General features: G+C 39.5%; 29 protein-coding genes and 1 pseudogene. 8 read left to right on the top strand and 22 right to left on the bottom strand.

Going from position 1 to position 25,050, the window contains the following annotated elements:
- The first annotated feature begins 137 nt into the window (after positions 1-137).
- A complete protein-coding gene (gene hcp / locus DW694_RS04975) occupies positions 138-1,712 on the top strand; it encodes a hydroxylamine reductase (RefSeq protein ID WP_110103050.1) in 1,575 nt (524 codons plus the stop codon).
- 82 nt (positions 1,713-1,794) lie between these two features.
- Here hcp and DW694_RS04970 read toward each other — a convergent pair whose 3' ends face one another.
- Positions 1,795-2,670, bottom strand: a complete 876-nt coding sequence (locus DW694_RS04970; protein ID WP_243164993.1) for an AraC family transcriptional regulator — start codon at positions 2,668-2,670, stop codon at positions 1,795-1,797.
- Positions 2,671-2,821: 151 nt separating this feature from the next.
- Here DW694_RS04970 and DW694_RS16755 point away from each other — a divergent pair, with 151 nt between their 5' ends.
- Positions 2,822-2,974: a hypothetical protein gene (locus DW694_RS16755; RefSeq protein WP_021651232.1), complete on the top strand. Its 153-nt coding sequence runs from the start codon at positions 2,822-2,824 to the stop codon at positions 2,972-2,974.
- 3 nt (positions 2,975-2,977) lie between these two features.
- A complete protein-coding gene (locus DW694_RS04965) occupies positions 2,978-4,174 on the top strand; it encodes an MFS transporter (protein WP_021651233.1) in 1,197 nt (398 codons plus the stop codon).
- A gap of 232 nt (positions 4,175-4,406) precedes the next feature.
- Here DW694_RS04965 and DW694_RS04955 read toward each other — a convergent pair whose 3' ends face one another.
- Positions 4,407-5,762 carry an MATE family efflux transporter gene (locus DW694_RS04955; RefSeq protein WP_110103095.1) on the bottom strand — a complete coding sequence of 452 codons (1,356 nt, stop codon included), beginning with the start codon at positions 5,760-5,762 and terminating at the stop codon, positions 4,407-4,409.
- Between the two features lie 20 nt (positions 5,763-5,782).
- On the opposite strand from DW694_RS04955, the pseudogene DW694_RS17150 reads away from it, so the two are divergent.
- Positions 5,783-5,881, top strand: a pseudogene (locus DW694_RS17150) (AsnC family transcriptional regulator); the annotation flags it as partial.
- Between the two features lie 29 nt (positions 5,882-5,910).
- On the opposite strand, the gene DW694_RS04945 reads toward DW694_RS17150, so the two are convergent.
- The 10 genes from DW694_RS04945 to DW694_RS04885 form a co-directional block, all read right to left on the bottom strand.
- Positions 5,911-8,541 carry an ATP-dependent RecD-like DNA helicase gene (locus DW694_RS04945; RefSeq protein WP_118752624.1) on the bottom strand — a complete coding sequence of 877 codons (2,631 nt, stop codon included), beginning with the start codon at positions 8,539-8,541 and terminating at the stop codon, positions 5,911-5,913.
- Between the two features lie 15 nt (positions 8,542-8,556).
- Positions 8,557-9,246, bottom strand: coding sequence for an MBL fold metallo-hydrolase (locus DW694_RS04940; protein WP_021652513.1), 690 nt, complete (start codon positions 9,244-9,246; stop codon positions 8,557-8,559).
- Positions 9,247-9,504: 258 nt separating this feature from the next.
- Positions 9,505-10,173, bottom strand: coding sequence for a deoxyribose-phosphate aldolase (gene deoC / locus DW694_RS04935; protein WP_118752623.1), 669 nt, complete (start codon positions 10,171-10,173; stop codon positions 9,505-9,507).
- Between the two features lie 12 nt (positions 10,174-10,185).
- Positions 10,186-11,376, bottom strand: coding sequence for a phosphopentomutase (locus DW694_RS04930; protein ID WP_118752622.1), 1,191 nt, complete (start codon positions 11,374-11,376; stop codon positions 10,186-10,188).
- Positions 11,377-11,413: 37 nt separating this feature from the next.
- Complete coding sequence (locus DW694_RS04925; RefSeq protein WP_022427082.1) at positions 11,414-12,226, bottom strand: purine-nucleoside phosphorylase; 813 nt, start codon at positions 12,224-12,226, stop codon at positions 11,414-11,416.
- 160 nt (positions 12,227-12,386) lie between these two features.
- Positions 12,387-12,812 (bottom strand): GNAT family N-acetyltransferase, encoded by a 426-nt coding sequence (locus DW694_RS04915; protein WP_110103044.1) that lies wholly within the window; start codon positions 12,810-12,812, stop codon positions 12,387-12,389.
- 132 nt (positions 12,813-12,944) lie between these two features.
- Complete coding sequence (locus DW694_RS04910) at positions 12,945-13,211, bottom strand: hypothetical protein (protein ID WP_110103043.1); 267 nt, start codon at positions 13,209-13,211, stop codon at positions 12,945-12,947.
- A gap of 3 nt (positions 13,212-13,214) precedes the next feature.
- The gene (locus DW694_RS04905) at positions 13,215-13,961 is read right to left on the bottom strand and encodes a helix-turn-helix transcriptional regulator (protein ID WP_110103042.1); all 747 of its coding nucleotides are present in this window, start codon (positions 13,959-13,961) and stop codon (positions 13,215-13,217) included.
- Positions 13,962-14,646: 685 nt separating this feature from the next.
- Positions 14,647-15,234 (bottom strand): hypothetical protein, encoded by a 588-nt coding sequence (locus tag DW694_RS04895; protein ID WP_110103040.1) that lies wholly within the window; start codon positions 15,232-15,234, stop codon positions 14,647-14,649.
- Between the two features lie 314 nt (positions 15,235-15,548).
- The gene (locus tag DW694_RS04885) at positions 15,549-15,809 is read right to left on the bottom strand and encodes a hypothetical protein (RefSeq protein ID WP_330409225.1); all 261 of its coding nucleotides are present in this window, start codon (positions 15,807-15,809) and stop codon (positions 15,549-15,551) included.
- Between the two features lie 421 nt (positions 15,810-16,230).
- Between DW694_RS04885 and DW694_RS04880 the strand changes: the two genes are divergently transcribed.
- The 3 genes from DW694_RS04880 to DW694_RS04870 all read left to right on the top strand — a co-directional run bounded on the left by DW694_RS04880 (position 16,231) and on the right by DW694_RS04870 (position 17,550).
- Complete coding sequence (locus DW694_RS04880) at positions 16,231-16,746, top strand: helix-turn-helix transcriptional regulator (protein WP_110103039.1); 516 nt, start codon at positions 16,231-16,233, stop codon at positions 16,744-16,746.
- A gap of 137 nt (positions 16,747-16,883) precedes the next feature.
- The gene (locus tag DW694_RS04875) at positions 16,884-17,165 is read left to right on the top strand and encodes a nucleotidyltransferase domain-containing protein (RefSeq protein WP_022426100.1); all 282 of its coding nucleotides are present in this window, start codon (positions 16,884-16,886) and stop codon (positions 17,163-17,165) included.
- Positions 17,146-17,550 carry an HI0074 family nucleotidyltransferase substrate-binding subunit gene (locus DW694_RS04870; protein WP_022426101.1) on the top strand — a complete coding sequence of 135 codons (405 nt, stop codon included), beginning with the start codon at positions 17,146-17,148 and terminating at the stop codon, positions 17,548-17,550. The genes DW694_RS04875 and DW694_RS04870 overlap by 20 nt, the downstream gene beginning before the upstream one ends.
- Before the next feature lie 28 nt (positions 17,551-17,578).
- Here the strand turns inward: DW694_RS04870 and DW694_RS04865 are convergent, their stop codons facing one another.
- From DW694_RS04865 to DW694_RS04825, 9 genes are all read right to left on the bottom strand, one after another.
- The gene (locus DW694_RS04865; RefSeq protein ID WP_110103037.1) at positions 17,579-17,992 is read right to left on the bottom strand and encodes a hypothetical protein; all 414 of its coding nucleotides are present in this window, start codon (positions 17,990-17,992) and stop codon (positions 17,579-17,581) included.
- 15 nt (positions 17,993-18,007) lie between these two features.
- Positions 18,008-19,534 carry a DNA methylase gene (locus tag DW694_RS04860; protein ID WP_118752665.1) on the bottom strand — a complete coding sequence of 509 codons (1,527 nt, stop codon included), beginning with the start codon at positions 19,532-19,534 and terminating at the stop codon, positions 18,008-18,010.
- 42 nt (positions 19,535-19,576) lie between these two features.
- Positions 19,577-19,786 (bottom strand): DHHA1 domain-containing protein, encoded by a 210-nt coding sequence (locus tag DW694_RS04855; protein WP_118752621.1) that lies wholly within the window; start codon positions 19,784-19,786, stop codon positions 19,577-19,579.
- Between the two features lie 18 nt (positions 19,787-19,804).
- Entirely contained in the window at positions 19,805-20,146 is a 342-nt protein-coding gene (locus DW694_RS04850) for an arsenate reductase family protein (protein WP_019163300.1), read from the bottom strand.
- Between the two features lies 1 nt (position 20,147).
- The gene (locus tag DW694_RS04845; protein WP_118752620.1) at positions 20,148-20,603 is read right to left on the bottom strand and encodes a YaiI/YqxD family protein; all 456 of its coding nucleotides are present in this window, start codon (positions 20,601-20,603) and stop codon (positions 20,148-20,150) included.
- Between the two features lie 10 nt (positions 20,604-20,613).
- The gene (locus DW694_RS04840; RefSeq protein ID WP_118752619.1) at positions 20,614-20,982 is read right to left on the bottom strand and encodes a VOC family protein; all 369 of its coding nucleotides are present in this window, start codon (positions 20,980-20,982) and stop codon (positions 20,614-20,616) included.
- A 56-nt stretch (positions 20,983-21,038) separates the two neighbouring features.
- Positions 21,039-21,449 carry a peptide deformylase gene (locus DW694_RS04835; protein ID WP_015526465.1) on the bottom strand — a complete coding sequence of 137 codons (411 nt, stop codon included), beginning with the start codon at positions 21,447-21,449 and terminating at the stop codon, positions 21,039-21,041.
- 964 nt (positions 21,450-22,413) lie between these two features.
- Complete coding sequence (locus tag DW694_RS04830) at positions 22,414-22,830, bottom strand: hypothetical protein (protein WP_118752618.1); 417 nt, start codon at positions 22,828-22,830, stop codon at positions 22,414-22,416.
- A 21-nt stretch (positions 22,831-22,851) separates the two neighbouring features.
- Positions 22,852-23,067, bottom strand: a complete 216-nt coding sequence (locus tag DW694_RS04825; RefSeq protein ID WP_110103034.1) for a hypothetical protein — start codon at positions 23,065-23,067, stop codon at positions 22,852-22,854.
- A gap of 395 nt (positions 23,068-23,462) precedes the next feature.
- On the opposite strand from DW694_RS04825, the gene DW694_RS04820 reads away from it, so the two are divergent.
- Positions 23,463-24,299, top strand: a complete 837-nt coding sequence (locus DW694_RS04820; RefSeq protein WP_110103033.1) for an AIM24 family protein — start codon at positions 23,463-23,465, stop codon at positions 24,297-24,299.
- Between the two features lie 130 nt (positions 24,300-24,429).
- Here the strand turns inward: DW694_RS04820 and DW694_RS04815 are convergent, their stop codons facing one another.
- The gene (locus tag DW694_RS04815; RefSeq protein WP_114002502.1) at positions 24,430-25,047 is read right to left on the bottom strand and encodes a sugar O-acetyltransferase; all 618 of its coding nucleotides are present in this window, start codon (positions 25,045-25,047) and stop codon (positions 24,430-24,432) included.
- Between the last annotated feature and the right edge of the window lie 3 nt (positions 25,048-25,050).

Raw genomic sequence — 25,050 nt, 5'->3', positions numbered from 1 at the left:
TGTTGGAAATCAAACATACACGTTGTAATTATTATACTATACTCCTAACAGAAACCAAGGATAAATACTACTGGTCGAGGATAAAATAATAAGAAAGATCCTTCGAAAAAATCACAGAATAAAAGGAGAATACAATAATGGATAAAAAAATGTTTTGTTTTCAGTGTGAACAGACTGTCGGGTGTACCGGCTGCACCGGAAATGCCGGTGTCTGTGGAAAAAAAGCAGATACAGCGAAATTACAGGACGAACTGACAGGTGCATTAATCAGTCTGGCTAAAGCTGCCGACAGCACGGAAACTATTTCAAAAAGAACCGGACAGATCATAATCGAAGGACTGTTTACTACAGTTACAAATGTAAGTTTTGACAATGCAGCAATCGAAAATATGATACAAAAAGTCAGAGCTGAAAAAGAAAGACTGGCTCCTGACTGCAGAACAGAGGAATATGATCTTCAGCAGCTGTGGAATGCCAATGAAGATATCCGCTCCTTGAAATCTCTTATTCTCTTTGGTATCCGCGGAATGGCTGCCTATGCTTATCATGCAAATGTTCTGAATTATGAAGATGCCGAAGTGAATCAGTTCTTCTGCGAGGCATTATCTAAGATCGGTTATGAAGAAAGCACAGAAGCACTGCTTTCCACAGTACTCAAAACAGGAGAGATCAATCTGAAGTGCATGGCACTTCTTGATAAGGCAAATACAGAAACCTATGGAACACCAGAGCCAACTGATGTTACACTTACGGTAGAAAAAGGGCCTTTTATTGTCGTGACCGGACATGATCTGAAAGATCTGCAGCTTTTGCTTGAACAGACTGAGGGAAAAGGAATCAATATCTATACACATGGTGAAATGCTCCCTGCCCATGCCTATCCATTCTTAAAGAAATACGCTCACCTGAAAGGCAATTTCGGAACTGCATGGCAGAATCAGCAGAAAGAATTTGACCATCTTCCGGCCCCGATTCTCTACACTACCAACTGTCTGATGCCTCCAAAAAGCAGCTACGCTGACAGAGTATTTACAACAGAAGTGGTTGCCTTCCCGGGAGCTGTCCATATTGACGAGAAGAAAGATTTCACACCGCTTATTGAAAAAGCACTGGAGCTGGGCGGTTACAAAGAAGATCGTATGTTCTCCGGTATCAACGGCGGAAAAAAAGTGACAACCGGTTTTGGTCATGCAGCCATCCTGTCCCATGCAGGTACTGTAGTAGAGGCTGTAAAATCAGGTGCGATCCGCCATTTCTTCCTGGTTGCCGGCTGTGATGGTGCCAAGCCAGGTCGAAACTATTATACGGAATTTGTAAAGCAGACACCTTCTGACAGTATCGTTCTCACCCTGGCATGTGGAAAATTCCGTTTCAATGATCTCGATCTGGGAGAGATCGGTGGTCTTCCACGACTGATGGATATGGGTCAGTGTAATGATGCTTATGGTGCGATCCAGGTTGCTGTGGCACTTGCAGATGCATTTGGATGTTCTGTAAATGAGCTTCCGCTTTCCTTCGTACTCTCCTGGTATGAACAGAAAGCAGTCTGTATCCTGTTAACCCTCCTGCATCTGGGTATCAAAAATATCCGTCTTGGTCCTTCTCTTCCGGCGTTCCTTTCTCCTAATATTCTGAACTTTCTGGTTGAAAATTATGGTATTGCACCTATTACCACACCGGAAGAAGATATCAAAGCACTGATGAACCAGTAAAAGTAAATTTTTCAAAGCCTTTACAAAATCAACAAAGCCGATACAGGATTCCAAAAGTCCTGCATCGGCTTTATTTACAGGTCTAAAGACTCGGATCAGCCGACAACACTTTTAAACATGTGCAGCGATATTCTGATGGAGTTAAATGATAACGTTTTTTAAACAATCTGCAAAAATAATCAACGTTATGAAATCCGCTTTCATAAGCGATCGTTTTTACTTTTTTATTCGTATTTTTCAATAACCAGGAAGCTGCCTGAAGTCGATATCCTATCAGATAATTAACCGGTGTAGTATGTAAAAAACGGTGGAACAAATTAAGTGCAGTACTTTTGCTGATTCCTATATGCGAAGCAATTTCATCCAGAGACAAATTGCGATTATAGTTTTCATGTATATATTGCATGATCAACTGCACTCTTTTCTGTGCAACTTCATCCACTGTCTGTACATCTCCTTTATCAGATAACTTTACATTTTCATAAAAAGTCAGCCATAAATCCTGCAGCAATGCCAAAGTAGCAAGTTCTCTTATTTTCTCATTCCTCTGTATTTCCATTATTTTTATCATAGTTTGTATGATCTTTGTTTGCCATAGTTCATCAGGCTGAAAACGCTGGAAATATATATTCGATGAAATGATTGGCAAAATATATTTCTTATAGATCAGGCTGTTCTCCGGCGCAATAAATTCCGGCATACATACAAAGTTAGGAATGATACCACCTGATGATGCGTAAAAGCGGTGCAATATTTTAGAATTAATAAAAATTGCTTCTCCTTCTGACAATATAATCTGTTTTTCTCCTATTCCGCATGTAACTTGTCCGGACTCGACATATAAAAACTCAAATTCTCTGTGCCAGTGCCACTCAATACAATGAAAATCAAACAATTCCAGATTATCATAATAATACTGGAATGGATAATCACTGCTTCCATGCTGTTTAATTTCCATGAACTCCTCATCTGTAAGTATTTTATTATAATCCATCCCATATCACGTTCTTTCTTTTTTACGATATTATACAGTATTTCTACAATTTAATTCAATGTATATATCTGATATTTGCTATATAATCAAGTAAAAAAAGAAAAGAGGTATTCTTATGATTTTTAAATGGATGAATGAAAGTGAGATCAACATTGAGGGCGACAAAATTGAAATAACCGCACCACCCAGAACAGACTTTTTTGTGAAAGTATTGATGAATGTGAAGATTGAACATAAAACTGTTAAAAACATTCGGAGAGGAAAATAAAAAATGAATGCTGTAAAAAAAACTAACTACCATAAGACAAAAATAGCCTGTTATATGGGATTTATCACACAGGCTATTGCGGCAAACTTCGCACCGCTTCTTTTTTTGAAATTTCACAGTGACTACCATATTTCTCTCGGTAACATTGCTCTGATATCCACTTTCTTCTTTTTCACACAGCTTCTGGTTGATCTGTTCTGTGCCAAATTCGTAGATCATATCGGATATCGTGTGTGCATTGTTGCATCAGAAATATTTGCTGCATTGGGTCTGCTTGGACTGGCATTTTTACCTGATTTTTTACCTGATCCTTTTATTGGAATTATATGTAGTGTTATTGTTTATGCCATCGGAAGCGGTTTAATAGAAGTACTTTGCAGTCCTATTATCGAGGCCTGTCCGTTTGAAAACAAAGAAGCAACTATGAGTCTGCTCCATTCGTTTTACTGTTGGGGAGCTGTTGGGACAATTTTGATTTCCAGCTTATTTTTCCTGATATTTGGAATAGACAGTTGGAAGTGGCTCGCCGTAATATGGGCAATCATTCCTGCAATTAATACTTATAACTTCATGACTTGTCCCATTGAATCTCTGGTTGACAATGGTTCTGGAATGGAAATTAAGGATCTGTTTTCCAAGCCATTTTTCTGGGTTGCAATATGTCTGATGATCTGTTCCGGAGCTTCTGAACTTGCAATGGCTCAATGGGCATCTGCTTATGCAGAATCAGCTCTGGGATTATCAAAAGCTCTGGGAGATCTAACAGGTCCATGTATGTTTGCAGTAACAATGGGAATCAGCCGTATAATTTTTGGTAAATATGGAGAGCAGTTAGATTTAATGAAGTTTATGAGTGGTTCAGGCATATTATGCGTTGTCTGTTATCTGCTTACTGCTTTGTCATCCAACCCGATCATCGGACTGATCGGTTGTATTGCATGTGGATTTTCAGTTGGAATCATGTGGCCTGGAACCATCAGTATTTCCTCAAAAACTTTTCCAACAGGTGGAACGGCTATGTTCTCTCTTCTTGCCATGGCAGGAGATTTAGGTGGCAGCATTGGACCTGGAATTGTTGGTCGTATCACTCAGAATGCTGGAAATAATATTAAGATCGGCATGGGATTCGGACTTATTTTTCCAGTAATTCTATTGTTTATGTTATTCCTGCTGTATCGGAAGAAGATATCAAAGCACTGACTTATTGATTGTAATTATATTTTTTCACTCTGCCAACCCGGAAGCTGTATCATCACTTGTTGCCAGATACTATAGACCTGATACAGCATTGAGCGGAACCTGAAGATTTCTGGTAAAATTGTCATGATTTCCGCATGCCAGCATCTTCATCTGTACCCGCATTGCAGAACTCAGATTTAATATCATCATGATCGCAGTACGTGCCACACGTTCTGTGCTGTATGCCAGGATATTACAAACTGTAATCCCCTTCTTCCGTGCTGCTATCAGTCGGCCATGATCTCCGAAGAGCCACATAGGATATTAAAAAGTTCGCAAACCAACCAGCTGGTACAGCAAGCCAGACAAATACAATGCCAAAACGCGGTGCACAGATCAATGCAACAGACAGGCGGATCGCCAGGTTTACCATATTTGCAATGAGGAATGGGCGCATGATCCCAAGACCACGAAGAACCCCATCGGTTGCCATTTTGATTCCCATAAAGATGAAGAAGTAACCAAGCCATCTCATATAGCCCTCGGATACCTGATAGGCCAAGGCAGTTCCATCTTTACCAAGGAATAGCGTGGAAATCTGCGTGTGCAGTGTTTCAATGACTATAAAAGCAAGAACTGCAAAACATACATCTAACACCAGTGCAGCGTGATATCCTTTTTTGATCCGTTCAATTTTCTTTGCACCAAGATTCTGGGAAACATATGGGGAAACCGCATTGCCAATAGAAACAAAAATCAATGAAAAAACATTCTCTACCCGCATCGTCGCCGCATACCCCGCAAGTGCCTGTGTACCGAAGGGATTTACAACTGCCTGTACGATCATCATACCGATGGACACTGTAGACTGCTGAAGAACCGAAGGTACAGCAATTTGAAGCATGGAATGTAACTCCTGCCTGTCAAACCAGTCAAAGCGACTTTTATATCGACGCATCCGGCTAAGGAAAAGCAAAAGTGAAAACACCGCAGAAATTCCCTGTGCTATAAGAGTCGCAAGGGCTGCGCCAAACACACCGAGACCAAGTCCGGCCACCATCCAGAGATCCATAAAAATATTTAAGATTGACGAAAATATCAGGAGCCCCAGCGGGATTTTTGATTCGCCTATGGAAGTAAACATATTGGAAAGAATGTTATACATAAACAGAAAAGGAAATCCCACGAAATAGACCCGCAGATATAACACTGCATCATCCAGTATATCGCCAGGGGTTTGTAACACACTCATCATCCAGTGGGAAAAGCAAAATCCAAAAACCCCAAGGACTATACTTAGAATTAAAAAGCTAAACAAGGATGTTGACACGATGGTCTTCATTTTTCCATACTTCCTGGCACCGAAATAACGGCTCACCAGCACACCGGCACCGACACCTGCTCCCAGTGCCACACAAATAAAAACATTGGTCAGCGCTGCACAGGCCCCGACAGCTGCAAGTGCGGAGGAACCAACAAATTGGCCGACGATGATAGAGTCAGCCATATTGTATATTTGCTGAAAAAAGCTGCCCAAAATCATTGGCATTGCAAAAACCGTCAGCGCTTTAAGAGGCGCATCTGTGATCAAATACTCATCTTTTGACATTATCATATTCCTCCACAGGTTTCATAATTTCACTTATTGCTACACTGCCCGGCGTTATCAGCTGCAGCTGCAATACGATCTTATCACGTATTAAAGATATTAAAGGATTACGGCTATAGAAATCAGACCCCAAAACCGAGACGTTCTCTCAATGAATTTCCCGACCGATCCATTCCATGATCACATTTACAATATATTCCTGCCCCGCTTCTGTCAATTCCCGTCCTTTCGGAATACGATGCCATTTTTCCAGACATCCCCTACAACAGGTAGCTGTGGCATGCTGGGCTACAAAAACCGGATGCCCTCTCATCGGTGTCTGTTTTCCATCATTTGGTATTTCTGCCGGTGCAAGACGCTTTCTGATAAAATCACAGGCATGCTCACGTACTTTCTCCATTCCCTTTTCTGATACATAACTCCGATCGTTTGCCTTCAGGGAAAAACTGCTTCTGAACTTTGACTGCGACAGGCGTTTCCAGAGATTTCCCTCATAAACCGCCGGTGTCTCACATGCCATAGAAGGCTGGATGCTGCCCTTATAGACGATCATCTTCTTACTGTCGCTTCCGTTCTCATTTGCGGTCTCGTCTACTGCTTCTTTCAAAAGCTGTGCCTTCACTTCCTGTGCTTCTTTGCTGTCCGGCTGCAGACGTCTTGCCAGACATGTATTTCTGCCAGTTGTCGTTTCATTTTTTATCGCATAATACACAGCTTTCTTCTCTCCGACAAGTACCAGGATCTTTTTCGCCCTAGTCACACCTGTATAAAGGAGATTTCTCTGCAACATGACAAAATGACTCATGGTAAATGGCATGACAACGATTGGATATTCGCTTCCCTGGGATTTGTGGATCGTCACTGCATAGGCAAGCGCCAGTTCGTCCAGCTCTGTCACATCATAGACTACTTCCCGTTCATCAAACAGAACTGTCAGTTCCCGTTCTTCCACGTCAACTTTTGTGATAGTTCCAATATCTCCGTTAAATACTTCCTTATCGTAATCATTCCGGATCTGCATCACCTTATCCTTCAACCGGTACTGTGTGCCTCCTCTCCGCAGAAAGATCTTTGACGGATTCATGGCTTCCTGCAGCACCTGGTTCAGATTTACTGCCCCACATTCGCCTCTCTGCATCGGAGTCAGCACCTGAATATCCTGCAGTGGATCTACATGATAGTATCTCGGCAGGTTCGTCTTACAATATTGGACGATAGTATCCAACACTTCCTGATTACTCTCTTTGGTGGTAAAGAAAAAGTCGGCATCTTTCCCACCTCTCATATCAATGCCTTCCCCTCTATTGATCCGGTGTGCATTCATGATGATCCGACTTCCCTGTGCCTGACGGAAAATCCGTGTCAGACGAACTACAGGAACACATCCGGAATCAATAATATCTCTAAGAACATTGCCCGCTCCGACACTTGGCAGCTGATCAATGTCGCCTACCAGAATCAGAGACATCTGCTGCGGCAATGCTTTTAAAAGATTATACATCAGCATAATATCGATCATGGAACATTCATCCAGTATCAGCACATCTCCTTCCAGCGGATGTTCTTCATTTTTCTGATAGCCTTCCGGAGGTTTATATTCCAATAACCGGTGAATCGTTTTTGCTTCCATTCCAGTTGCTTCTGACATTCTCTTTGCTGCTCTTCCAGTCGGTGCAGCAAGAATGATCTGACATCCAGCCTGCTTATATGCAGAAATAATTCCCAGAGTTGTTGTAGTCTTTCCGGTTCCAGGTCCACCGGTCAGCACCATGACCTTAGAGGAAACCGCTGTCTTTACCGCCTGCCACTGAATCTCGTCATAAGTAATTTCTGATGAAGCTGCTACTTTCTTCAATATTTCTTCCGTATCCTCAGATTTCTTCTTTCCACAGGACATCAACCGAAGCAGCCGCTTTGCACAGCCACTTTCTGAAAAATAATATGGGGGCAGATAGATTGCTTCCCGATCTTCTGCTTCATCTCTGATCACATCATTCGTGCGGATCATCTCATCCAAGGTGATCTCCAGCTCCGGTTCTTCCACTTCCAGAAGTTCCTTTGCCCTTCCAGTCAGCTGTTCTCTTGTTGTATAACAATGACCTGCTTCTGCCAGCTTATTCAATGTATAAAAAATACCACTGCGCAGACGGACAAATTTGCCTTTGTCAATCCCCATCTTCTGTGCAATGGAATCCGCTGTCTTAAATCCAATTCCCCAGATGTCATCTGCAAGCCGGTATGGGTTCTCCTTTACGATTGCAATGCTCTCACTTCCATACGTCTTGAAAATCTTTGTCGCATGAGAGGTGCTGACCTCATGACTCTGCAGAAAAAGCATGATATTCTTGATCTCTTTCTGCTCCTGCCAGCTTGTTTTGATCCGGTCTACACGTACTTTTCCTATACCTGATACTTTGAGCAGTTCATCTGGTGTCTCTTCAATAACATCCAGTGTATCCTTCCCGAATTTTTCCACAATTCTTTTTGCAAACTTTGGACCAACGCCCTTCACCAGACCGGAACCAAGATATTTTTCGATTCCATATACTGTGGCAGGAAGTGTCTCTTCAAATTTCTCCACCAAAAACTGCCGCCCATATTTGGCATCCATCTTCCACATACCTTCCAGAGACAGCACAGAACCAACATGGGTATCCGGCATCGTGCCAACTACTGTGACAAGATCACTGTAATTCTTCACCGCACATTTCAGAACCGTGTAGCCATTGTCGGCATTCTGATATGTAATTCTTTCAACTACACAACGTAAGTGCTCCATGCCCGTCTCCTTCTCTCATGAAATTTCTTCTCCTTTTGTACATTCTGTGTTTCTAATGCGTGACTTATATTGCGGATATTCAGTAATAAACCGCTTAATTACATTGGCATCATTCCAGTAATGCATTGGAAAAATGACATTGCAATCTACATTTTTAAGGAAATACAGGATCCCGTCAGCATAGTGATCTCCCTGTCTCGGATCCAAGGGAACAAATGCAGCGTCAAAATGCATACCCTTGATTTTCCTGATCGCCGCGCGATATGCTGAAGTAAGTCTCTGGTTATCAGCTTTCGACCCACCATCCCAATACCAGTCGTTTAAATCACCGGCATGATAAATGGTACCTTCCTTTGTTTTGACAATAAATGCGACACCACTATCGTTAGATAGCAATGTATCAACTTTGGTTTCATTATCCAAACTATAAGCTTGATCATGATAAACATATGTGATCTTCATATCCGACAAATGATTCCTTTTTCGTATATCATTCGCCAGGATTGCCTGATAAGTCATTCCCATATCATCAAGGATCCCAAAAATTTGTGGGTTAAAATGATCCTTATGGAAGTGACTGCAAAAAACGATCACTTCTTTCTCCTTGTCAAGATTCGGTAATTCACCCTTGTAATAATCAAAAATATAGTAGCAGTCTCTGGTCTCAACCAAAAATCCACTGTGGTTAATGTAAGTAATTTTCATAATATCACCTATATAAATTAACGCCGGTACCGGATAGCAAATCTTTCTTTGCCATGTTTATTTTTCCTTTTTCGAGCGTTTGTAAATTTCACGACAACAGCATTTCTAATGCAGATTTTATCGTATTTTTTAGATTCCGTCCATCCTTTATCCACAGCTGGTAGAAAAATGTGAAATGATACTTTTACAAATTCTATTACTTGTTGTTAGTTCATAATTTATGTATAATCCTGTCTTTGACAGTCCTCTTTCACAGTGTTAATATCCTGCACCAGTGTCCGTATTTTTCAGGATCTTAATAAGACGGCTTGTTCCAAGACGCTCTGCGCCAAGACTGATAAATTTTTCTGCATCATCGAAAGATGAAATTCCACCTGCTGCCTTAACTTTTACATCTTTTCCAATATATTTCTTCATCAGCTCTACATCTGCAAAAGTTGCTCCCGCTGTAGAAAATCCGGTAGAAGTTTTGATAAATTCTGCTCCTGCATTTGTAACGATCTCACACATTTTAATTTTCTCTTCTTCGGTAAGAAGGCATGTCTCAATAATGACTTTGAGGATTCTTCCATCACAAGCTTCATGGATCGCACGAATCTCATTCTCTACTTCCTCATATCTTCCATCCTTTAAAAATCCGATGTTAATAACCATATCGATTTCTGAAGCACCATTTGCAATGGCGTCTTTTGTTTCAAATACCTTTACAGCAGTTGTATTATATCCGTTCGGAAAACCGATCACTGTACAAATCGGAAGTTTTCCCGCTACATATTCCGCTGCCTGTTTTACATAAGCAGCCGGAATACATGCAGATGCAGCCTCATATTTCATGGCATCATCCAGGATTCCTCGAATATCATCCCATGTTGCATTCTGTCCAAGTAATGTGTGATCCACCTTTTTTAATATATCTTTTTTATCCATTTTACCTTCCTTTTACTTCAGCTCATCCAGAAGAGAACTTCCAATTGTTCCCTCCGGCATCTTAACTTCAAAATTATCTGCGATCGTTGCACCGATTACTGCAAAAGTATTCTGATCTTCCAGTTTTCCGTATCCCTTCATAGATGGAGAATAAGCAAAAAATGGTACTTTTTCTCTTGTGTGATCAGTTCCTGTATGCGTCGGATCATTTCCGTGGTCAGCTGTAATGATCAGAAGGTCATCCTCACGAAGCTCATCAAGAAGTTCACCAAGTTTTACATCAAATCTTTCAAGTTCCTCTGCATATCCCTTTACATTGCGTCGATGTCCCCAAAGAGCATCGAAATCTACAAGATTTACAAAACAAAGCCCCTCAAACTCTCTTTTCGCAATGTCAATTGTCTGCTCCATTCCATGAACAGAGCTTTTTGACTTATTAGACTCTGTCAGTCCCTCGCCGTCAAAAATATCAAAAATCTTTCCAACGGAGATCACATCATAACCTGCATCCTTCAATGCATTAAGCGCAGTTTTTCCGTAAGGCTTCAGTGCATAATCATGGCGGTTGCTGGTACGTTTGAACTCACCTTTTTTCTTGCCAAGGTAAGGTCTTGCAATAACACGTCCGACTTTCCACTCATCCCTCATGGTGATATCACGGGCGATCTCACAGCAGCGATACAGTTCATCCAGTCCGAAAGTCTCCTCGTTTCCGCAGATCTGCAATACAGAATCAGCAGATGTGTAAACGATCATATGACCGGTAGCGATTTCTTCCTCAGCCAGTTCATCCAGGATCTCTGTTCCGCTGGAGCTCTTGTTTCCAATTACTTTATGTCCCGTTCTCTTCTCAAGCTCATCGATCAGCTCTTTTGGAAATCCGGTCTCTGTAAAAGTCTTAAACGGTTTTGTGATGTGAAGCCCCATCATTTCCCAGTGTCCTGTCATAGTATCTTTTCCGGTACTGGCTTCTTTTAAAAATGTATAATAACCCATTGGTCGCTCCACTGCTGCAACCTGTTTCAACGGATGAAGATTTGCAATTCCAAGCTTCTGAAGGTTTGGAATCGTAAATTCATCTACATTCTGGGAAATATGTCCCATAGTATCTGTTCCTTCATCCCCGTACTGGGCTGCGTCCGGCATTTCTCCTGCCCCAAAGGAGTCTATTACAATAGTAAATATTCTCTTATATTTCTTCATAATTTTTGTCTCCTTTCTGCTGTCTTACTTATGGATCTTACATATTTACAACAACTTTTGTTACTAATTCCTTGAAGGATTTCGCTACGCGGTCTGCTGTTTCCTGCACTTCTTTATGGTTAAGCTCTTTTTGGGAAATTCCTGCTGCCATATTTGTGATGCAGGAAATTCCACAGATTTCCATTCCCATGTGTCGGGCAGCCATAGCTTCGCATGCGGTGCTCATTCCAACTGCATCTCCACCCCATCTCTGTGCAAGTCTTACCTCTGCAGGAGTCTCATAATTTGGTCCTGTAAACTGTACATAAACACCTTCCTGAAGTTTGATGTCACATTCTTTTGCACATTTGCGGATCACATCCTGAAGACGGCGGCTGTATACCTCACTCATATCCGGAAATCTGGTTCCCAGCTCATCCATGTTCGGTCCTATCAGAGGGCTTGGAACTCCCGTTGTAATGTGATCTGTGATCATCATGAAATCTCCCGGTTTATAGGAAGGATTAGCTCCTCCTGCTGCATTAGTGAGAAGGATTTTTTTCGCACCGAGCATTCCCATAAGACGCGTTGGAAGAACAACATCTGACATTGCGTATCCTTCATAATAATGAACACGTCCCTGCATAATTACAACCGGTGTTTTCTCCACATACCCAAACACAAAACGTCCCTTATGTCCTTTTACAGTAGAAACCGGAAATCCCTCGATGTCCGTATAGTCGATGGTCTGTTCAATCTGAATTCCATCTGCAAAATCTCCAAGTCCGGATCCAAGGATCAGTGCAACTTCTGGTTTGAAATCAATTTTCTTTCTTACACTTTCCAGGCATGTCATTAATTTTTTATACATGATTACTTCTTCCTTTCTTTTGGGTGTTGTCATTATATTTATGCTTTTTTCATAAAGGCAATTCCTCTGCAATGGTCTTTCCAATGCCCTGCGCGCCTCCCGTCACAATCACTACCTTATTGTTAAACTCCATATAAAATCCTCCCCAAAAATCCGCTTTCTATTTCTGTTGCCACAACATTGTGTATTCTTTTTCACCAGTAGCATCATCGAATCCTTCGCATTGAATATCGAACCCTTCTCTTTGATAAAAAGAGATGGCTCTGGCATTCTTCTGGTATACGTTTAATCGCAATCTAGCTTTTTTATTCTTGATATACTCTAATAAAAGTTTACCTATACCACATGACTGCATTTCATCAGAAACAAAAATACCTTCCATGTATTCGTTACTTAATCCGACAAAACCTTGAATCATTTTATCATCTTCATACACATAGACTTCCGCTTGTGACATCATTTCTTTCACTAATTCATAATTACTTGTCCAATATTGCTCAGGAATAAAATCATGCGCTTTTAAATTGGTTTTCAACCATATGTCAGCAACTCTATTAATATCTATGTTCTGCATCTTTCTGATCATAACGATTATCCTCCATCAGCTTTGATTTCTCTTTAACAAAGAAACTTTATCATCCAAATATCTAATCGATCTTTGAGCTACCACTGATTTATCTTCCATTTTTTACTCTTTCTGCAAATTATCAGATACATTTTACGGGGTTTCCCATGGAAACGTAGGTTCCTTTTTTACTCTTTTGGGTTTCTCTTTCGGCAATATTCTTTTCTTTTTCCCTTTATCAAGGAACGAATATCTGGCGCATTTTTTCTTTATAGGTGAAAAAAGATCATAATATTTACAATATAGCATTCCATTTTTATTTACAGAATGAAAACACTTTTTACAGTCACAATAAACTGCGGATATTAATCTTGTATTTTCAATTCTACTCATTGAGGTACCTGTTTTTTCACTTTTCATTTTCTATTCCTCTTTTTGGAATTTAATCCTTTGTTCTTCAACCAGTTTCACTTTATAATCATATCTCTTTTTGAAAATATCAGCTTGTTCATAGATCCATTCCATATCATCATACAATTTACTTCCAATATTATGCTCAAATTCTTTTTCAAGTTCTTCCTTACTCATCAGTCCATTGGCAATCAGAAGCGAAAAAAGAACATTTCTGACCATATTATAATACAAAATAATTGTTCCCGGAGCCTCTTTTGGCATTTGTCTCAAATACTTTGTAAGTGCATCATAAACCTTACAGCCGCGATTAATTGCAGAAATCTCCTCAATAATCTTATCTGGCTTGCCAAAATACCTCATTGCTTCCTGTATTCCTTCTATTGTATCTTTGTTCTTTTTCTTCGCACGAATCATTTGTTCATCTAATGATTCCTCAAAATTAGGATACGAAAACGGTCTATACTTGAAATCATCTTCCATCTCTCCCTGTTTTACAAAACAATATATCTCTTTTTCATTGTCCTGACGGCGATATAGAGCTTTGGAAACAATAAACTCTTTATCATCTTCTGATATATCCAGAAAATATTTTTCGTCAACACCAAAATACTTCGATAACTGGTTTAATCTTTTCTGAGAAATAGGCTTTACACCGTTTTCCCAGGCACTTACCTGCTGTCGACTTACATCCAAAATATCTGCCAACTCATTTAAAGATATATTGCATCTTGTTCTTATAAATTTTAATCCATTCATAAAATTGTATCCTTTCTTATCATAAGTTCATTGATAAGCGCTCTCAACACTATGAATTGTAACTTTGGTTGACAGCAGGTGTCAATCTGTAACCTTTTCTAAAATTTATCAAATTATCACAACCCCAAACATATCAACACTTTTTTTGAATTATCCTGTGTTTAACACACTTCCAGATAAAAAAGGTGGAGATATTGTTTGCATTTATATGTTGCCTACCATCATATTCATTTATAATGTTTCCTACAATTTCTGAAAAAAGCATTATAGATGTAACTTATTTACAAAACAATACGGATACCCTGATTGAGCACATGAGGATGAGAAGCTCATGTTCCCGTTCAAAATGTCATCGTAGTATTCAGATTTCATTTCTTCTCGGTCATTCCTCCGTAGAAACAACGATGGTATATCTTGATATAACTACGGAACAGGAAATGACAGCCTTAGCCACCCTCTAAGGTGAAAAAAATCAGAAAGTATCTACAAAAAGGAATTCTAAAAAAGATACACTTTCTGAACTGTGTGGCCTCAGGAAACCAAAGTCATAAAACAATATCTTCATCTTTCTTGACAGGATATACCTGAAATGAGGGGTATTCCCGAAAGGTAGAGATATGTTTTTAGTTGTGATAATTTGGCGATCCTAGAGTTATTATATCGAACATACGTTCTTGTATCAATATTATAATTTATTCCTTGTTTTCTTGTCATTCATGTCATACCTAATACTACCGGATTTTCGCCCTTCATAAAATTCAACTTTAAATCCATGCTTTTGATAATAATGTTCTGATCTATCAAAATGATCTGAATCTACAGACGATAAACTACCCGATATATATTTTGCTGGCGTCGTTTTACAGTATTTAAGGAAATATTCCATAAGGATTGATCCATTACCTATCTCTTTATCTTCTACCATAATATCATCTATATGAATATACTCAGCTTCTCCGTAAGGCTTCTCATAAGTAGCCATAATTCTAGGATGATTGCTACAGGCTTTATATTTGTCGTTGTATAGCATAATCCATATATCATTGCTATGTATCCACTGAACAACAAGAACCTCATCCCCCATTTTATTAGTTTCTACTCCAATAATCACATGATTAGGTTCACGAAACACTCTATGAACTGTATCAATCAGCTTCGTTTTCTTTTGAGCTTCATAGTTAATTTCCTTTACCTTACGTTCATATTCTTTTTGTATCGCAAGCAGCTCATTTTTATAAAATGTCGTTAGGATCCAGCTTTTTAATCTTCCCATATTTATTCTTTCTCCACTAATTCCCAACCGCGAACTCCTTTTGAAGTATCCAATGTATATTTTGGAACATTCATCACAACTTATCCAAACATCATGATCACGAAATCCAGGAATATTATCATGTTCTTCTATGATTTTTCCTTTCCCGCAAGGGCACTCATATTCGTATCTCTCCGTATCACCCTCTCCTGCACCATATCTCCTACTTCTAAGTTCTGATGCACGTCATACATTTTCAACGTAATGTTTTTCAATCCATTGAGTTTCTCAAGTGCTCTCGGTTCGCTGAAATTCAGATAATTGGTCGTAAGAATCTATCCTTTAATGCCCTTTTCCTCAAGCCCTTTTAACGTCTGCAGGAGCGGTGTCACACCACCCATCGTGATAAATGCAACACTGATCTGAAACTGATCACAGCGCAGCAATTCATCCTCCACAGATGAAATAACTTTCTTCCCATCTTCCGGATTATTCGACACAAATACTGGCTTATACGCCAGATTTGCTGCCACAGAACCATTTATATAAGCGGCATTTAAGCCGCTTTTCAATTCATTGATCACATTCGCATCCATTAATGTAGATCTCCCTCTCGTTTCGTGGTGAGCAAAACAAAATACTCTGCTTTATTATACCTTATGGGAGAAGGGTTGTCATTGAAATCTCCAGGAAGCAAGCGTGGCAAAGACACCCGAAAGTAACGATAGCAACAAAAAAACAGTTCCGGACATACTGAGGTTAATCAGTGTATCTGAACCTGTCTTTTCTATGGTCTTTCCAATGAATAGCTGGGCTGGCTTTTCCTTGGAATGGATTATTTAATTGTAAAAAATTCCCGTGAAATGATTTATAAAATAGGTAATTTTACAAAGTCTATTACTTGTTGTTAGTTCATAATTTATGTATAATAAAATTCATATAAGAAATACATGCTCAACATGCGGCCTGGAACATAAATAATCCGCAAGTTTAGCGATATACGAGGAGGAAATTCTCATGGGTAAACAATCCACCAGGGAAAACAAAACAATTTACCAGCTTTGCCGAGAAGCGGCAGGACTTACAAGAGCAGAGGCCAGTGAAAGAATGGATGCTGTCTCTGATTCAAAAATTGAAAAATTTGAATATGAAACACAAGAACCTACGCCTTATGATATCCTCCAGATGGCAGATGCCTATAAAAGACCAGATCTTTGCAATTACTATTGCTCTCACAAATGCGAAATCGGCTATCGTTATGTTCCAGAAGTAGAAATGACCGATCTGTCAAATATCATTTTGGAGACAATTGCCAGTTTAAATGAAATCAACCCTCTTACCGGTCGTCTAATCCAGATTGCCCGTGACGGTAAGATCAGCGATGATGAAATGAAAGATTTTGCTTATATCAGTAAAAAACTTGATGAAATTTCTTTAGCCATAGACTCTTTGAATCTTTGGGTAGATAAAACAGCCGGAGAACAAGGGCTCAATCTTGAACTCTTAAATGCCGAAAAAGAAAAATTAAAATAATCCATAACGCCACAAAAGGATTACGACTATAGAATAACACCAACCGCAGTCAGTGTCTTTAAAGTTGAATTAATCTATAGAAACTGCTATCATATTTTTATCAGAATTTTCCAAGTAAAGGAGGACATGAGTGGATCATGAACGTAATGCCAATTTCCGAAATCATCGAAAAAGTAACCATGATTTGCAAAAAAAATAACGTAAAACGCCTTGATTTATTCGGTTCCTTCGCCACAGGCACTGCAACCCCCACCAGTGATATTGATTTTGTAGTATACGGCTGTGATAATCTAATGCAGTTAGAAGATGATCTTCAGAAGATTGAAACGCTAAGGAAAATTGATATTTTTGACTTTGACAGTATAAAAAATGAGTATTTATTGGAGGATATAAAAAAATATGGAAAACAAATTTATTAACCGCTATAACACTTTCTGTAAAAGTCTCTCCAATCTTGCAAAAAGCAAAACAGCCGACCCCAAGACCGATTTTGTTCTCGAAGGAACTGTTCTCAATTTCAGTCTTACTTTCGACATCTCCTGGAAAGTTATGAAAGATATTCTGATCAAAAAAATGGGAATTCTTGATTTTGCAGTTGGCTCTCCACGCGAAACTCTGCAGCAGGCATTTACCAATGGTATTATTGATGATGACACCTGGCTGCAAATGCTGAAATCCAGAAATCATTTGTCTCATGATTACGATGGTACTTTCGCCGCAGAGAAATTTCAGGACATTATAAATATTTATTATCCTCTTTTTGAAAAATTCAAAAACGATGTTGCGAAATACTATAAACAGTAAATCAACACCAGTGAAACATTTTTCACATTTACCACTCTTCACATTTAATATCACTTATCTGCTCGATTGGAATAACCGTTTGATCCGTCATAATGATGGTATGCTCGTATTCGTCTATCTTTTTTACAATACCAGAGCACGTAACATAGGAGCCGCCTGCTTTTTTTGCATCGGGAATAAAATAAGTTATCGATACTTTCTGTTCTATACCGATATTATTTCTGATTATATTGATTTTTTCATTCAGCTGAGCAATCGCTTCCTCGCTCAGTTCCAATCTTTCATCGGTTAATCTTGCCGTTTCCTTTATCGCAGCATCATGTCCGGTCAGGGCTGCAAAAGGAGCAAATTGCGCTGCCCGATCCCGAAGTGGCATTTGTGGATGATTCTTAGAGACCGGATGCGGTAAATTAATGATATCGTCATAAGAATTATTTTTCATCCTCTTTCAACTCCTTTACGCCTTATGACCGCCAATCTGTTCATTTCTGTCCCTGGCGGTTGCACCTTCCTGAAGATTCATCCCCTTCAGTACAGCGTTTTTTCCAAATTTCTTTTTGATACTGAGCATTGCTTCCTGCATACGTTTTTCGCGATCCAGCGCAGCCTCTTCCTCTTCCTGCTTTTTCCTTTGCGCCTCATAATCCGTAAAAAGATCCAGCTGCTCATATACTTCTTCTTTCTTGACAGAACTTTCATCCACAAGCCTGTTCGCTGTGATATTAATTCTTCTAACAAGCAGGTTTCTGTCAACGATTCTATCATATAACTCTATTACTGCATCCGTTATCATCTTGGTTGAGGAAGTCTGTCGTTTCAGATTGGTCGTTCCATGTGCATGTTTCGGAATTCTTCTTCCATAACGGTCGATCGTAACCTCTCCATGATACTGCTTTCTCCTGTCGGCATTGTTCAGATTCTCAATATCATAACCAACCGTCAACACGATCTGATCCGTTACAAGCTTCTTATCCACCAAATCCAAAACCATCTGGTCCGTCATCTCTTTAACGACTAATTTTGCTTTTTCAAAATCATAAGGGCAATGAAGTACCTGCCCGGAACAAACACTGTTCGTTTCCGGCTTATAAGCCTTGACCATTTCCATGGTACAGGGCTCATATCCCCAGGCATGGTCGATCAGCAGCTCTGCATTAACACCAAACAACCTATATAACAGGTCTTCATTATATAACTCATTTTCTTTTCCGATGGAACATCTGGCAATATCTCCCATTGTATAAAGCCCGTATTCTTCCATCTTCTTTGCATATCCTTTTCCTACTCTCCAAAAATCAGTAAGTGGTCTGTGACCCCAGAGTTTCCTTCGGTATGACATTTCATCCAGTTCTGCAATTCGTACACCATCTTTATCTGCTTTAATGTGCTTCGCCACGATATCCATCGCAATCTTACACAGATACATATTCGTTCCGATTCCAGCAGTTGCCGTTATACCTGTCGTTTTCAGCACATCCTGTATCATGGTCATTGCAAGTTCTCTTGCTGTCATATTATAAGTATGCAGATAATCCGTTACATCCATAAATACTTCGTCGATCGAATACGGGAAAATATCTTCCGGCGCAATATATTTCAGATAAATACTGTAAATTCTGGTGCTGTATTCCAGATAGAGAGCCATCCGGGGAGGAGCAACAATATAATCAATCTCCAGTTCCGGATTGGTATCTAATTCTGTGCTGTCATCAGAGGCTCCGATAAAAGTTCTGTTCGGCACTTTCCACCTGCGGGCGCTGTTGGCTTCTTTTACTTTTTGAACAACCTCAAATAAACGAGCCCTTCCTGATATCCCATAACACTTTAATGCTGGCGATACCGCAAGACAGATTGTCTTTTCTGTTCTGCTTTTATCTGCAACCACAAGATTGGTCGTCAAAGGATCCCGATTTCGTTCTTTACATTCCACAGACGCATAGAATGACTTAAGATCGATTGCAATATAGGTTCTTTCCTTTTCCATCATTCTACACCTCCCGATTCTCCTGTGTTCTGTTTCTAATTCTTATTTATCATGCCCGGAAAACTTTCTCATCATAACAATCCACTCAAGGATTTCCTGCCTGAATTTTTCAACATCATTCGTCCGTTTGCGCACACCAGCTGCTGCAGCATGTCCACCTCCGCCAAACGTCTGCAGGAGTTCATTTACATTGATCCATTTTCCATCAGACCGGAAGGAACAACGCCAGCGATTTTCTTCTTCCTCATACATGGTAAAACATCCTGTTTCTTACTTCCACGCCTTCCAGATATCCGGCTGATATCCAAGAGTGGATTGTTTTCCATTACGAACCACCGGTGTCTTAATCACCTGCGGGTTTTCCAGCACCTTCTCAAGTTTATCTTCCTCTGCAATGTACTTAATAAGCGCAAGTAAATCCTTATCCTTGCCCTCCCAGTTGATCATATTTTCCAGTCCACCATTTGCCTGGGCAACCGAATTAAATTCGCCCTTGCTCATGCCCTTTTCTTTCATATCAATAAACTGAAACTTGATCCCACGTTCCTTAAAGAAACGTTCTGCTTTCTTTGTATCATTGCACTTCTTTGTTCCAAAAATCTGTACGTTCAAATCAATTCTCCTTATCCATTGCCATATGTATCATTTTCTCAAAGGATTCTCTAAAATGCTCATCATCCTCCGATGTTCGTTTTCGTGGTCCTTTTAAATGATTCTTTCCGGATCCCCTTCGTGCTTTCTTATTCAGATGCCGTTCCATAAGCATCTGGTCAATATTCTCATTGGTATACCATTTCCCGGATTGATGAATCGCATACGCATTTTTTCCAAGTGCCATTGCCGCAACTCCATAATCCTGTGACACAATAATATCGCCCCTATGGCAAATGCTGATCAGTTTATAATCCACGGCATCTGCTCCGGCTCCAACTACGATCACTTCACTGTAATCAGAAGATAACACATGATTGGTATCACACAACAACGTTACCGGAACACTGTGCTCTTTTGCAACTTTTTCAACAATACCAATTACCGGACAGGCATCTGCATCAACAAAAATCTGCATATCTTCTCCTTTAATTACACATAAATGGCGTACGAACCTCGATGAGATTACCACTCGGATCATACAGCCTTACAAGCTTCTGCCCACCTGCAAGTTCTGTTAGTTCAGTGGCATATCGGACGAAATACTTACCAGATTCATATTTTGCAAGCAATCCATCTATATCAAAATCCTCGAAATACAATTCCATCATGTTATTGAATGGAGTGGAAATCTCATCTAGTGTCTCCCCCCATAAACCGGCATCCTGCAAAACAAGTCCCTCCGATAAGATCACATTACCTTCATTCTTAAGAATCACTTGCAGTCCAAATAAGTCCCTATAAAACTCTATGGATTTTTCTATATCATCCACCACGATCAGTACGTTTTTCAGCATATCCGTCACCTCACAATCCGCTTTGAGTCAAGCGAATATTCGCAATCCGCATGCGGTTAAATAATCTTTCCAGACAAATGATCAATTTCATGCTGGCAAATCTGTGCTGTCCATCCTGACAATTTCTGGCGCTGTTTTTTCCATTTGAAGTCATAATACTCTACTTCTATTTCCTGGTATCTGGTCGTCTTACGAACACCATCCAGCGACAGACAGCCTTCTTCTGTCTCATACATGTCACGTTTTGAAACAATCACCGGATTGAACATCACAACATTTATGAATCCCATATTCACAATGATGATATTCTTCTTTACACCAATCATGTTCGCCGCCATACCAACACAACGTTCTCTGTTCGCCTGCAGCGTATCCTGCAGATCCTTTCCAACCTGGATGTCAGCTTTCGTGGCCGGTTCAGATGGCTGGCCTAAGAAGAAAACATCTCTTACTATTTGTTTTACCATTTACTTTCTCCTGTACTCTAATTCTTATCTATCTTGACCAGAAATCTTTCTCGTCATAACAATTCGCTCAAATATTTCCTGTTCCTCTTTCATTGTTCCAATATTTTATTATCTAACACCACTTTACAACTTTTTCATAAAAAAATATCGTACAGGACTTTCTGATGTATAATGAATTTGACCCAAAACATTACAAAGGAAAGTGACCTTGTACGACAAAAACATTATACAACGAAAAAACACTGATTGGTAGACTTCATCAATATTTTTTGATTTATTTTGAAACTTTTTCTGTTCCGACAGCAGATACCTTATTTCTGCTGATATTATCCATACTGACCTTGTGTTATAACCTTTCATCTGCCAGTCCTCCTTGGATTTTTCTTCTTTTTTGATGTTATCATCTTACAATAAATGGCTGTGCGAAAATCCCGACAACCAACTGGTTCTATGGCGGGGATAATTGGGTCCTATGGCAGATTAAACGCTGATTAAAGGCCTTTAATTGCCAACTAAACTACGAAGAATTCCAAAATCACGTTGCAGATTTGGAGGCTTCCATTCATGCCACCGATAATAAGATTCAGCAAACGAGGCTGGCAATTCAAAATCAACAAGTAATTCAGAAACACTGTGAAGTCTATCGGCCTGTCGTGACATCATACGTGCTCAGAATTTGGTATTCACAAACTTCCGTCGGCTGAAAAACTGCAGCGACAACAGATGGAACTGGAAGAAGAACTGTCCTCAGCCAAAAAAAAAGCAGGATCTCCAGAAGCAACAGAATACCCTGCATATAATTGAAAAAAATTTTGATGCTATGATCCGCAAAGCTGGTATCAAGGTTCCGGAGAAAGCGCCTTCACCAAGAATCTTGAGCTCTTAAATGCCAAAAAAGAAAAATTAAAATAAGCCATAACGCGACGAAAGGCAATGAACCATTTCTGACTCATTGCCTTTTCCTTTACATACGCTGTAATTGATTGACGATACTTTCTGTTCTTCGAATAGCTTCTTCTACCTGTCTTTTTGCATTATTGATTCGATCCTGGACCACCCAGTCCACAACAAATCCATCAAAAAAATAATCCGCAAAAGAAAGAAAATCTCCAGTATCGATATTCAAGTTACATACCATGTTTACATCATTTAATTCTCTACTGAAATTACGAAGATCATACTTTGCCTGTTCCATATTCCGTTTGGCCTGATCAATTCTAGAATGTTTTAGCATCGTAGTGAAAAAACCACCGCCAAACATATCTACCAGTCCCCAGTTCTTTGCACTGTTTAAATTTTCTTTTGCTGCCTGAAGACTGTTCAAAGCTCTACGTCCAGCTTCAATTGCTTCTCTTTTTTCTTTTTCAATATCATATCCCATTCGTTTTCTCCTCCTGATCGATTATGAATGTGACGTCACCAATGCTATAATGCCGCCGACAATCAACAATGGAAAAGCAATGTACATCAGTCCACCTACAACCATACCAATCAATATCACCGGGAAGAAAATAACTGTGCAAAGTAATTTCATAATTCCCCAGGATGCTCTTAACCCAAAAGCAAAAAATTTTCCAACAAACCAAATCATACAAATTGCAAATAATAACGATAACATTTTTTTACTCCTTCTGAAACTCATTCTTATATGTATCTTTCATTTTTTCTGTTCTTTTTCTGCTAAATATTCAGATGTGTTCTTTATGCCAAGCTTATTACTGAATGCCGGATTTTTCTCCATCTTTTCTATTATCCGGATTAATCGAATTCGCTGTGCCGCTTCCATCTGATCACCCCATTTATATTCTGTTTTTTTGTTGATATTGTCACTATAACAAATTTATTTTTCATAATACACATCCACCATGAGGAATTGCATCTTTATATTTCTCGAATTTTGAGAATTCTGTCTTTATATTTCTCTGCACGAATTGTTTCCTATCTATGCTGCCTCTTTTATAATAAGCATATCCGAGCAACATCATAAATTATTATTAAAAGGGAGATTATGCTATGCGAATTGAAAACTTGCAAAATGAAAACAGAAAATATGCGAAAAGTATCGAAAACTTCCATGTGCTTGAATATGTGCAGGATGCCAGCGTTTCACCTATGAATGCAATGAATGAGTATTTCATGAGTAAAATGCATGTCAGAAGAAGACAGGTTGTTATTGATATTGATAAAGACCATTCAGCTGTTATCCAGGCTGGTGCCATGCAATGGATGGGTGGTAATGTACAAGCCACATCTGGTGTAAAAGGTATCGGAGATTTCCTTGGAAAGGCACTCAAGGGTGCGGTTACAAAAGAAACCGCAGTTAAACCGGAATATGTTGGTGAAGGCTATCTGGTATTAGAACCGACATACAAATATATTATCCTTGCAGACATTGGCAAATGGGGACCAGCCGGAATGACAATTGAAGATGGCATGTTCCTGGCTTGTGATGCAAATGTAAAAAGTAAAGTTGTAGCCAGAAAGAACCTTTCATCAGCAGTATTAGGTAGCGAAGGTCTGTTTAATCTGAGTTTGCAGGGAAATGGTGTAGCTGCACTGGAGTCTAATGTTCCCGAAGATGAATTGATTGAAGTCATATTGGAAAATGATGAACTGAAAATTGATGGAAACCTTGCTGTATGCTGGTCATCAAATCTTGAATTTACCGTAGAAAGATCTACAAAAACACTTGTCGGATCTGCAGTTAGCGGAGAGGGTCTGGTAAATGTTTATCGTGGAACAGGACGGGTACTGATGTGTCCGGTCGCACCGACAACTTCCTTATTTGAGTCCACTAACACCATGGCAGCTAAAGCTGCTGCTAAATCCAGCAATACATTTGGAAAATAAGTGTAAAATACATTCTCTTGTAACCCAACAAACGCCGATATAGGATTATAAAAATCCTGCATCGGCGTTATTAATTGTGATCATTTTATTTTCTTTATTCAGATGAACTGCTTATCATCAATGCAAATTTTTAATTCTTTTCAATTCCATCTGGCATATGATCTTTCTCAGTTATTTTTCGAATGACCCGGCATGGATTTCCAACTGCCAAACTATACGGCGGAATATCTTTTGTTACAACACTCCCTGCACCAATTACACACCCTTCTCCTATGGTGACACCACCGCAAACAACCACATTGGATGCCAGCCAGCAACTATCCTTTATAGTTATTGGCTTCGCATATTCAAGATTATAAAAACTTCCATCTTCTCTTTTCCTAATATTGCGTTCTTCAGGTAATAATGGATGCATAGGAGTTGCCAATGTAACATTTGGACCAATCATCACATTATCGCCTATATGTATTTCACATACATCTAAACATGTAAAGTTAAAATTAGCAGAGCTGAATCTTCCAAAGAACGTATTACATCCGTAATCAAAATAAACAGGCGCCTGTAAATAGGGGAGTTCCTCTGTTGCTGGCAATAATTTCCTCAATATCTGTGCTTGTTCTTCTTGATCATCTTCTTCTGTCGAATTGTATTTTCTTGCTAATTTACGTGCATTCACGCGTAATTGCTCCAATTCTTTATCCGTTGGATCGTACAACTCTCCACTTAGCATTTTTTCTCTTTCAGTCATTTT

The sequence above is a fragment of the Ruminococcus sp. AM26-12LB genome (assembly GCF_003480785.1).
GTDB classification, from domain to species: Bacteria; Bacillota; Clostridia; order Lachnospirales; family Lachnospiraceae; genus Blautia_A; species Blautia_A fusiformis.
This window is presented reverse-complemented; position numbering and strand designations above follow the sequence as displayed.

What these genes read in the sequence shown, in the direction of transcription:
- DW694_RS04875 (WP_022426100.1), top strand. Translation starts at nt 16,884, where the DNA reads ATGAACGTAATGCCAATTTCCGAAATCATCGAAAAAGTAACCATGATT.
- DW694_RS04820 (WP_110103033.1), top strand. Translation starts at nt 23,463, where the DNA reads ATGCGAATTGAAAACTTGCAAAATGAAAACAGAAAATATGCGAAAAGT.
- DW694_RS04945 (WP_118752624.1), bottom strand. Translation starts at nt 8,541, where the DNA reads ATGGAGCACTTACGTTGTGTAGTTGAAAGAATTACATATCAGAATGCC.
- DW694_RS04870 (WP_022426101.1), top strand. Translation starts at nt 17,146, where the DNA reads ATGGAAAACAAATTTATTAACCGCTATAACACTTTCTGTAAAAGTCTC.
- DW694_RS04845 (WP_118752620.1), bottom strand. Translation starts at nt 20,603, where the DNA reads ATGCAGATTTTTGTTGATGCAGATGCCTGTCCGGTAATTGGTATTGTT.
- DW694_RS04865 (WP_110103037.1), bottom strand. Translation starts at nt 17,992, where the DNA reads ATGAAAAATAATTCTTATGACGATATCATTAATTTACCGCATCCGGTC.
- DW694_RS04830 (WP_118752618.1), bottom strand. Translation starts at nt 22,830, where the DNA reads ATGGGATATGATATTGAAAAAGAAAAAAGAGAAGCAATTGAAGCTGGA.
- DW694_RS04885 (WP_330409225.1), bottom strand. Translation starts at nt 15,809, where the DNA reads ATGGATGCGAATGTGATCAATGAATTGAAAAGCGGCTTAAATGCCGCT.
- DW694_RS04955 (WP_110103095.1), bottom strand. Translation starts at nt 5,762, where the DNA reads ATGTCAAAAGATGAGTATTTGATCACAGATGCGCCTCTTAAAGCGCTG.
- DW694_RS04815 (WP_114002502.1), bottom strand. Translation starts at nt 25,047, where the DNA reads ATGACTGAAAGAGAAAAAATGCTAAGTGGAGAGTTGTACGATCCAACG.
- DW694_RS04965 (WP_021651233.1), top strand. Translation starts at nt 2,978, where the DNA reads ATGAATGCTGTAAAAAAAACTAACTACCATAAGACAAAAATAGCCTGT.
- DW694_RS04855 (WP_118752621.1), bottom strand. Translation starts at nt 19,786, where the DNA reads ATGTATGAGGAAGAAGAAAATCGCTGGCGTTGTTCCTTCCGGTCTGAT.
- DW694_RS04905 (WP_110103042.1), bottom strand. Translation starts at nt 13,961, where the DNA reads ATGAATGGATTAAAATTTATAAGAACAAGATGCAATATATCTTTAAAT.
- DW694_RS04835 (WP_015526465.1), bottom strand. Translation starts at nt 21,449, where the DNA reads ATGGTAAAACAAATAGTAAGAGATGTTTTCTTCTTAGGCCAGCCATCT.
- DW694_RS04910 (WP_110103043.1), bottom strand. Translation starts at nt 13,211, where the DNA reads ATGAAAAGTGAAAAAACAGGTACCTCAATGAGTAGAATTGAAAATACA.
- DW694_RS04880 (WP_110103039.1), top strand. Translation starts at nt 16,231, where the DNA reads ATGGGTAAACAATCCACCAGGGAAAACAAAACAATTTACCAGCTTTGC.
- deoC (WP_118752623.1), bottom strand. Translation starts at nt 10,173, where the DNA reads ATGGATAAAAAAGATATATTAAAAAAGGTGGATCACACATTACTTGGA.
- DW694_RS04860 (WP_118752665.1), bottom strand. Translation starts at nt 19,534, where the DNA reads ATGGAAAAGGAAAGAACCTATATTGCAATCGATCTTAAGTCATTCTAT.
- DW694_RS04915 (WP_110103044.1), bottom strand. Translation starts at nt 12,812, where the DNA reads ATGATCAGAAAGATGCAGAACATAGATATTAATAGAGTTGCTGACATA.
- DW694_RS04930 (WP_118752622.1), bottom strand. Translation starts at nt 11,376, where the DNA reads ATGAAGAAATATAAGAGAATATTTACTATTGTAATAGACTCCTTTGGG.
- DW694_RS04825 (WP_110103034.1), bottom strand. Translation starts at nt 23,067, where the DNA reads ATGTTATCGTTATTATTTGCAATTTGTATGATTTGGTTTGTTGGAAAA.
- hcp (WP_110103050.1), top strand. Translation starts at nt 138, where the DNA reads ATGGATAAAAAAATGTTTTGTTTTCAGTGTGAACAGACTGTCGGGTGT.
- DW694_RS16755 (WP_021651232.1), top strand. Translation starts at nt 2,822, where the DNA reads ATGATTTTTAAATGGATGAATGAAAGTGAGATCAACATTGAGGGCGAC.
- DW694_RS04895 (WP_110103040.1), bottom strand. Translation starts at nt 15,234, where the DNA reads ATGGGAAGATTAAAAAGCTGGATCCTAACGACATTTTATAAAAATGAG.
- DW694_RS04840 (WP_118752619.1), bottom strand. Translation starts at nt 20,982, where the DNA reads ATGCTGAAAAACGTACTGATCGTGGTGGATGATATAGAAAAATCCATA.
- DW694_RS04970 (WP_243164993.1), bottom strand. Translation starts at nt 2,670, where the DNA reads ATGGAAATTAAACAGCATGGAAGCAGTGATTATCCATTCCAGTATTAT.
- DW694_RS04940 (WP_021652513.1), bottom strand. Translation starts at nt 9,246, where the DNA reads ATGAAAATTACTTACATTAACCACAGTGGATTTTTGGTTGAGACCAGA.
- DW694_RS04925 (WP_022427082.1), bottom strand. Translation starts at nt 12,226, where the DNA reads ATGTATAAAAAATTAATGACATGCCTGGAAAGTGTAAGAAAGAAAATT.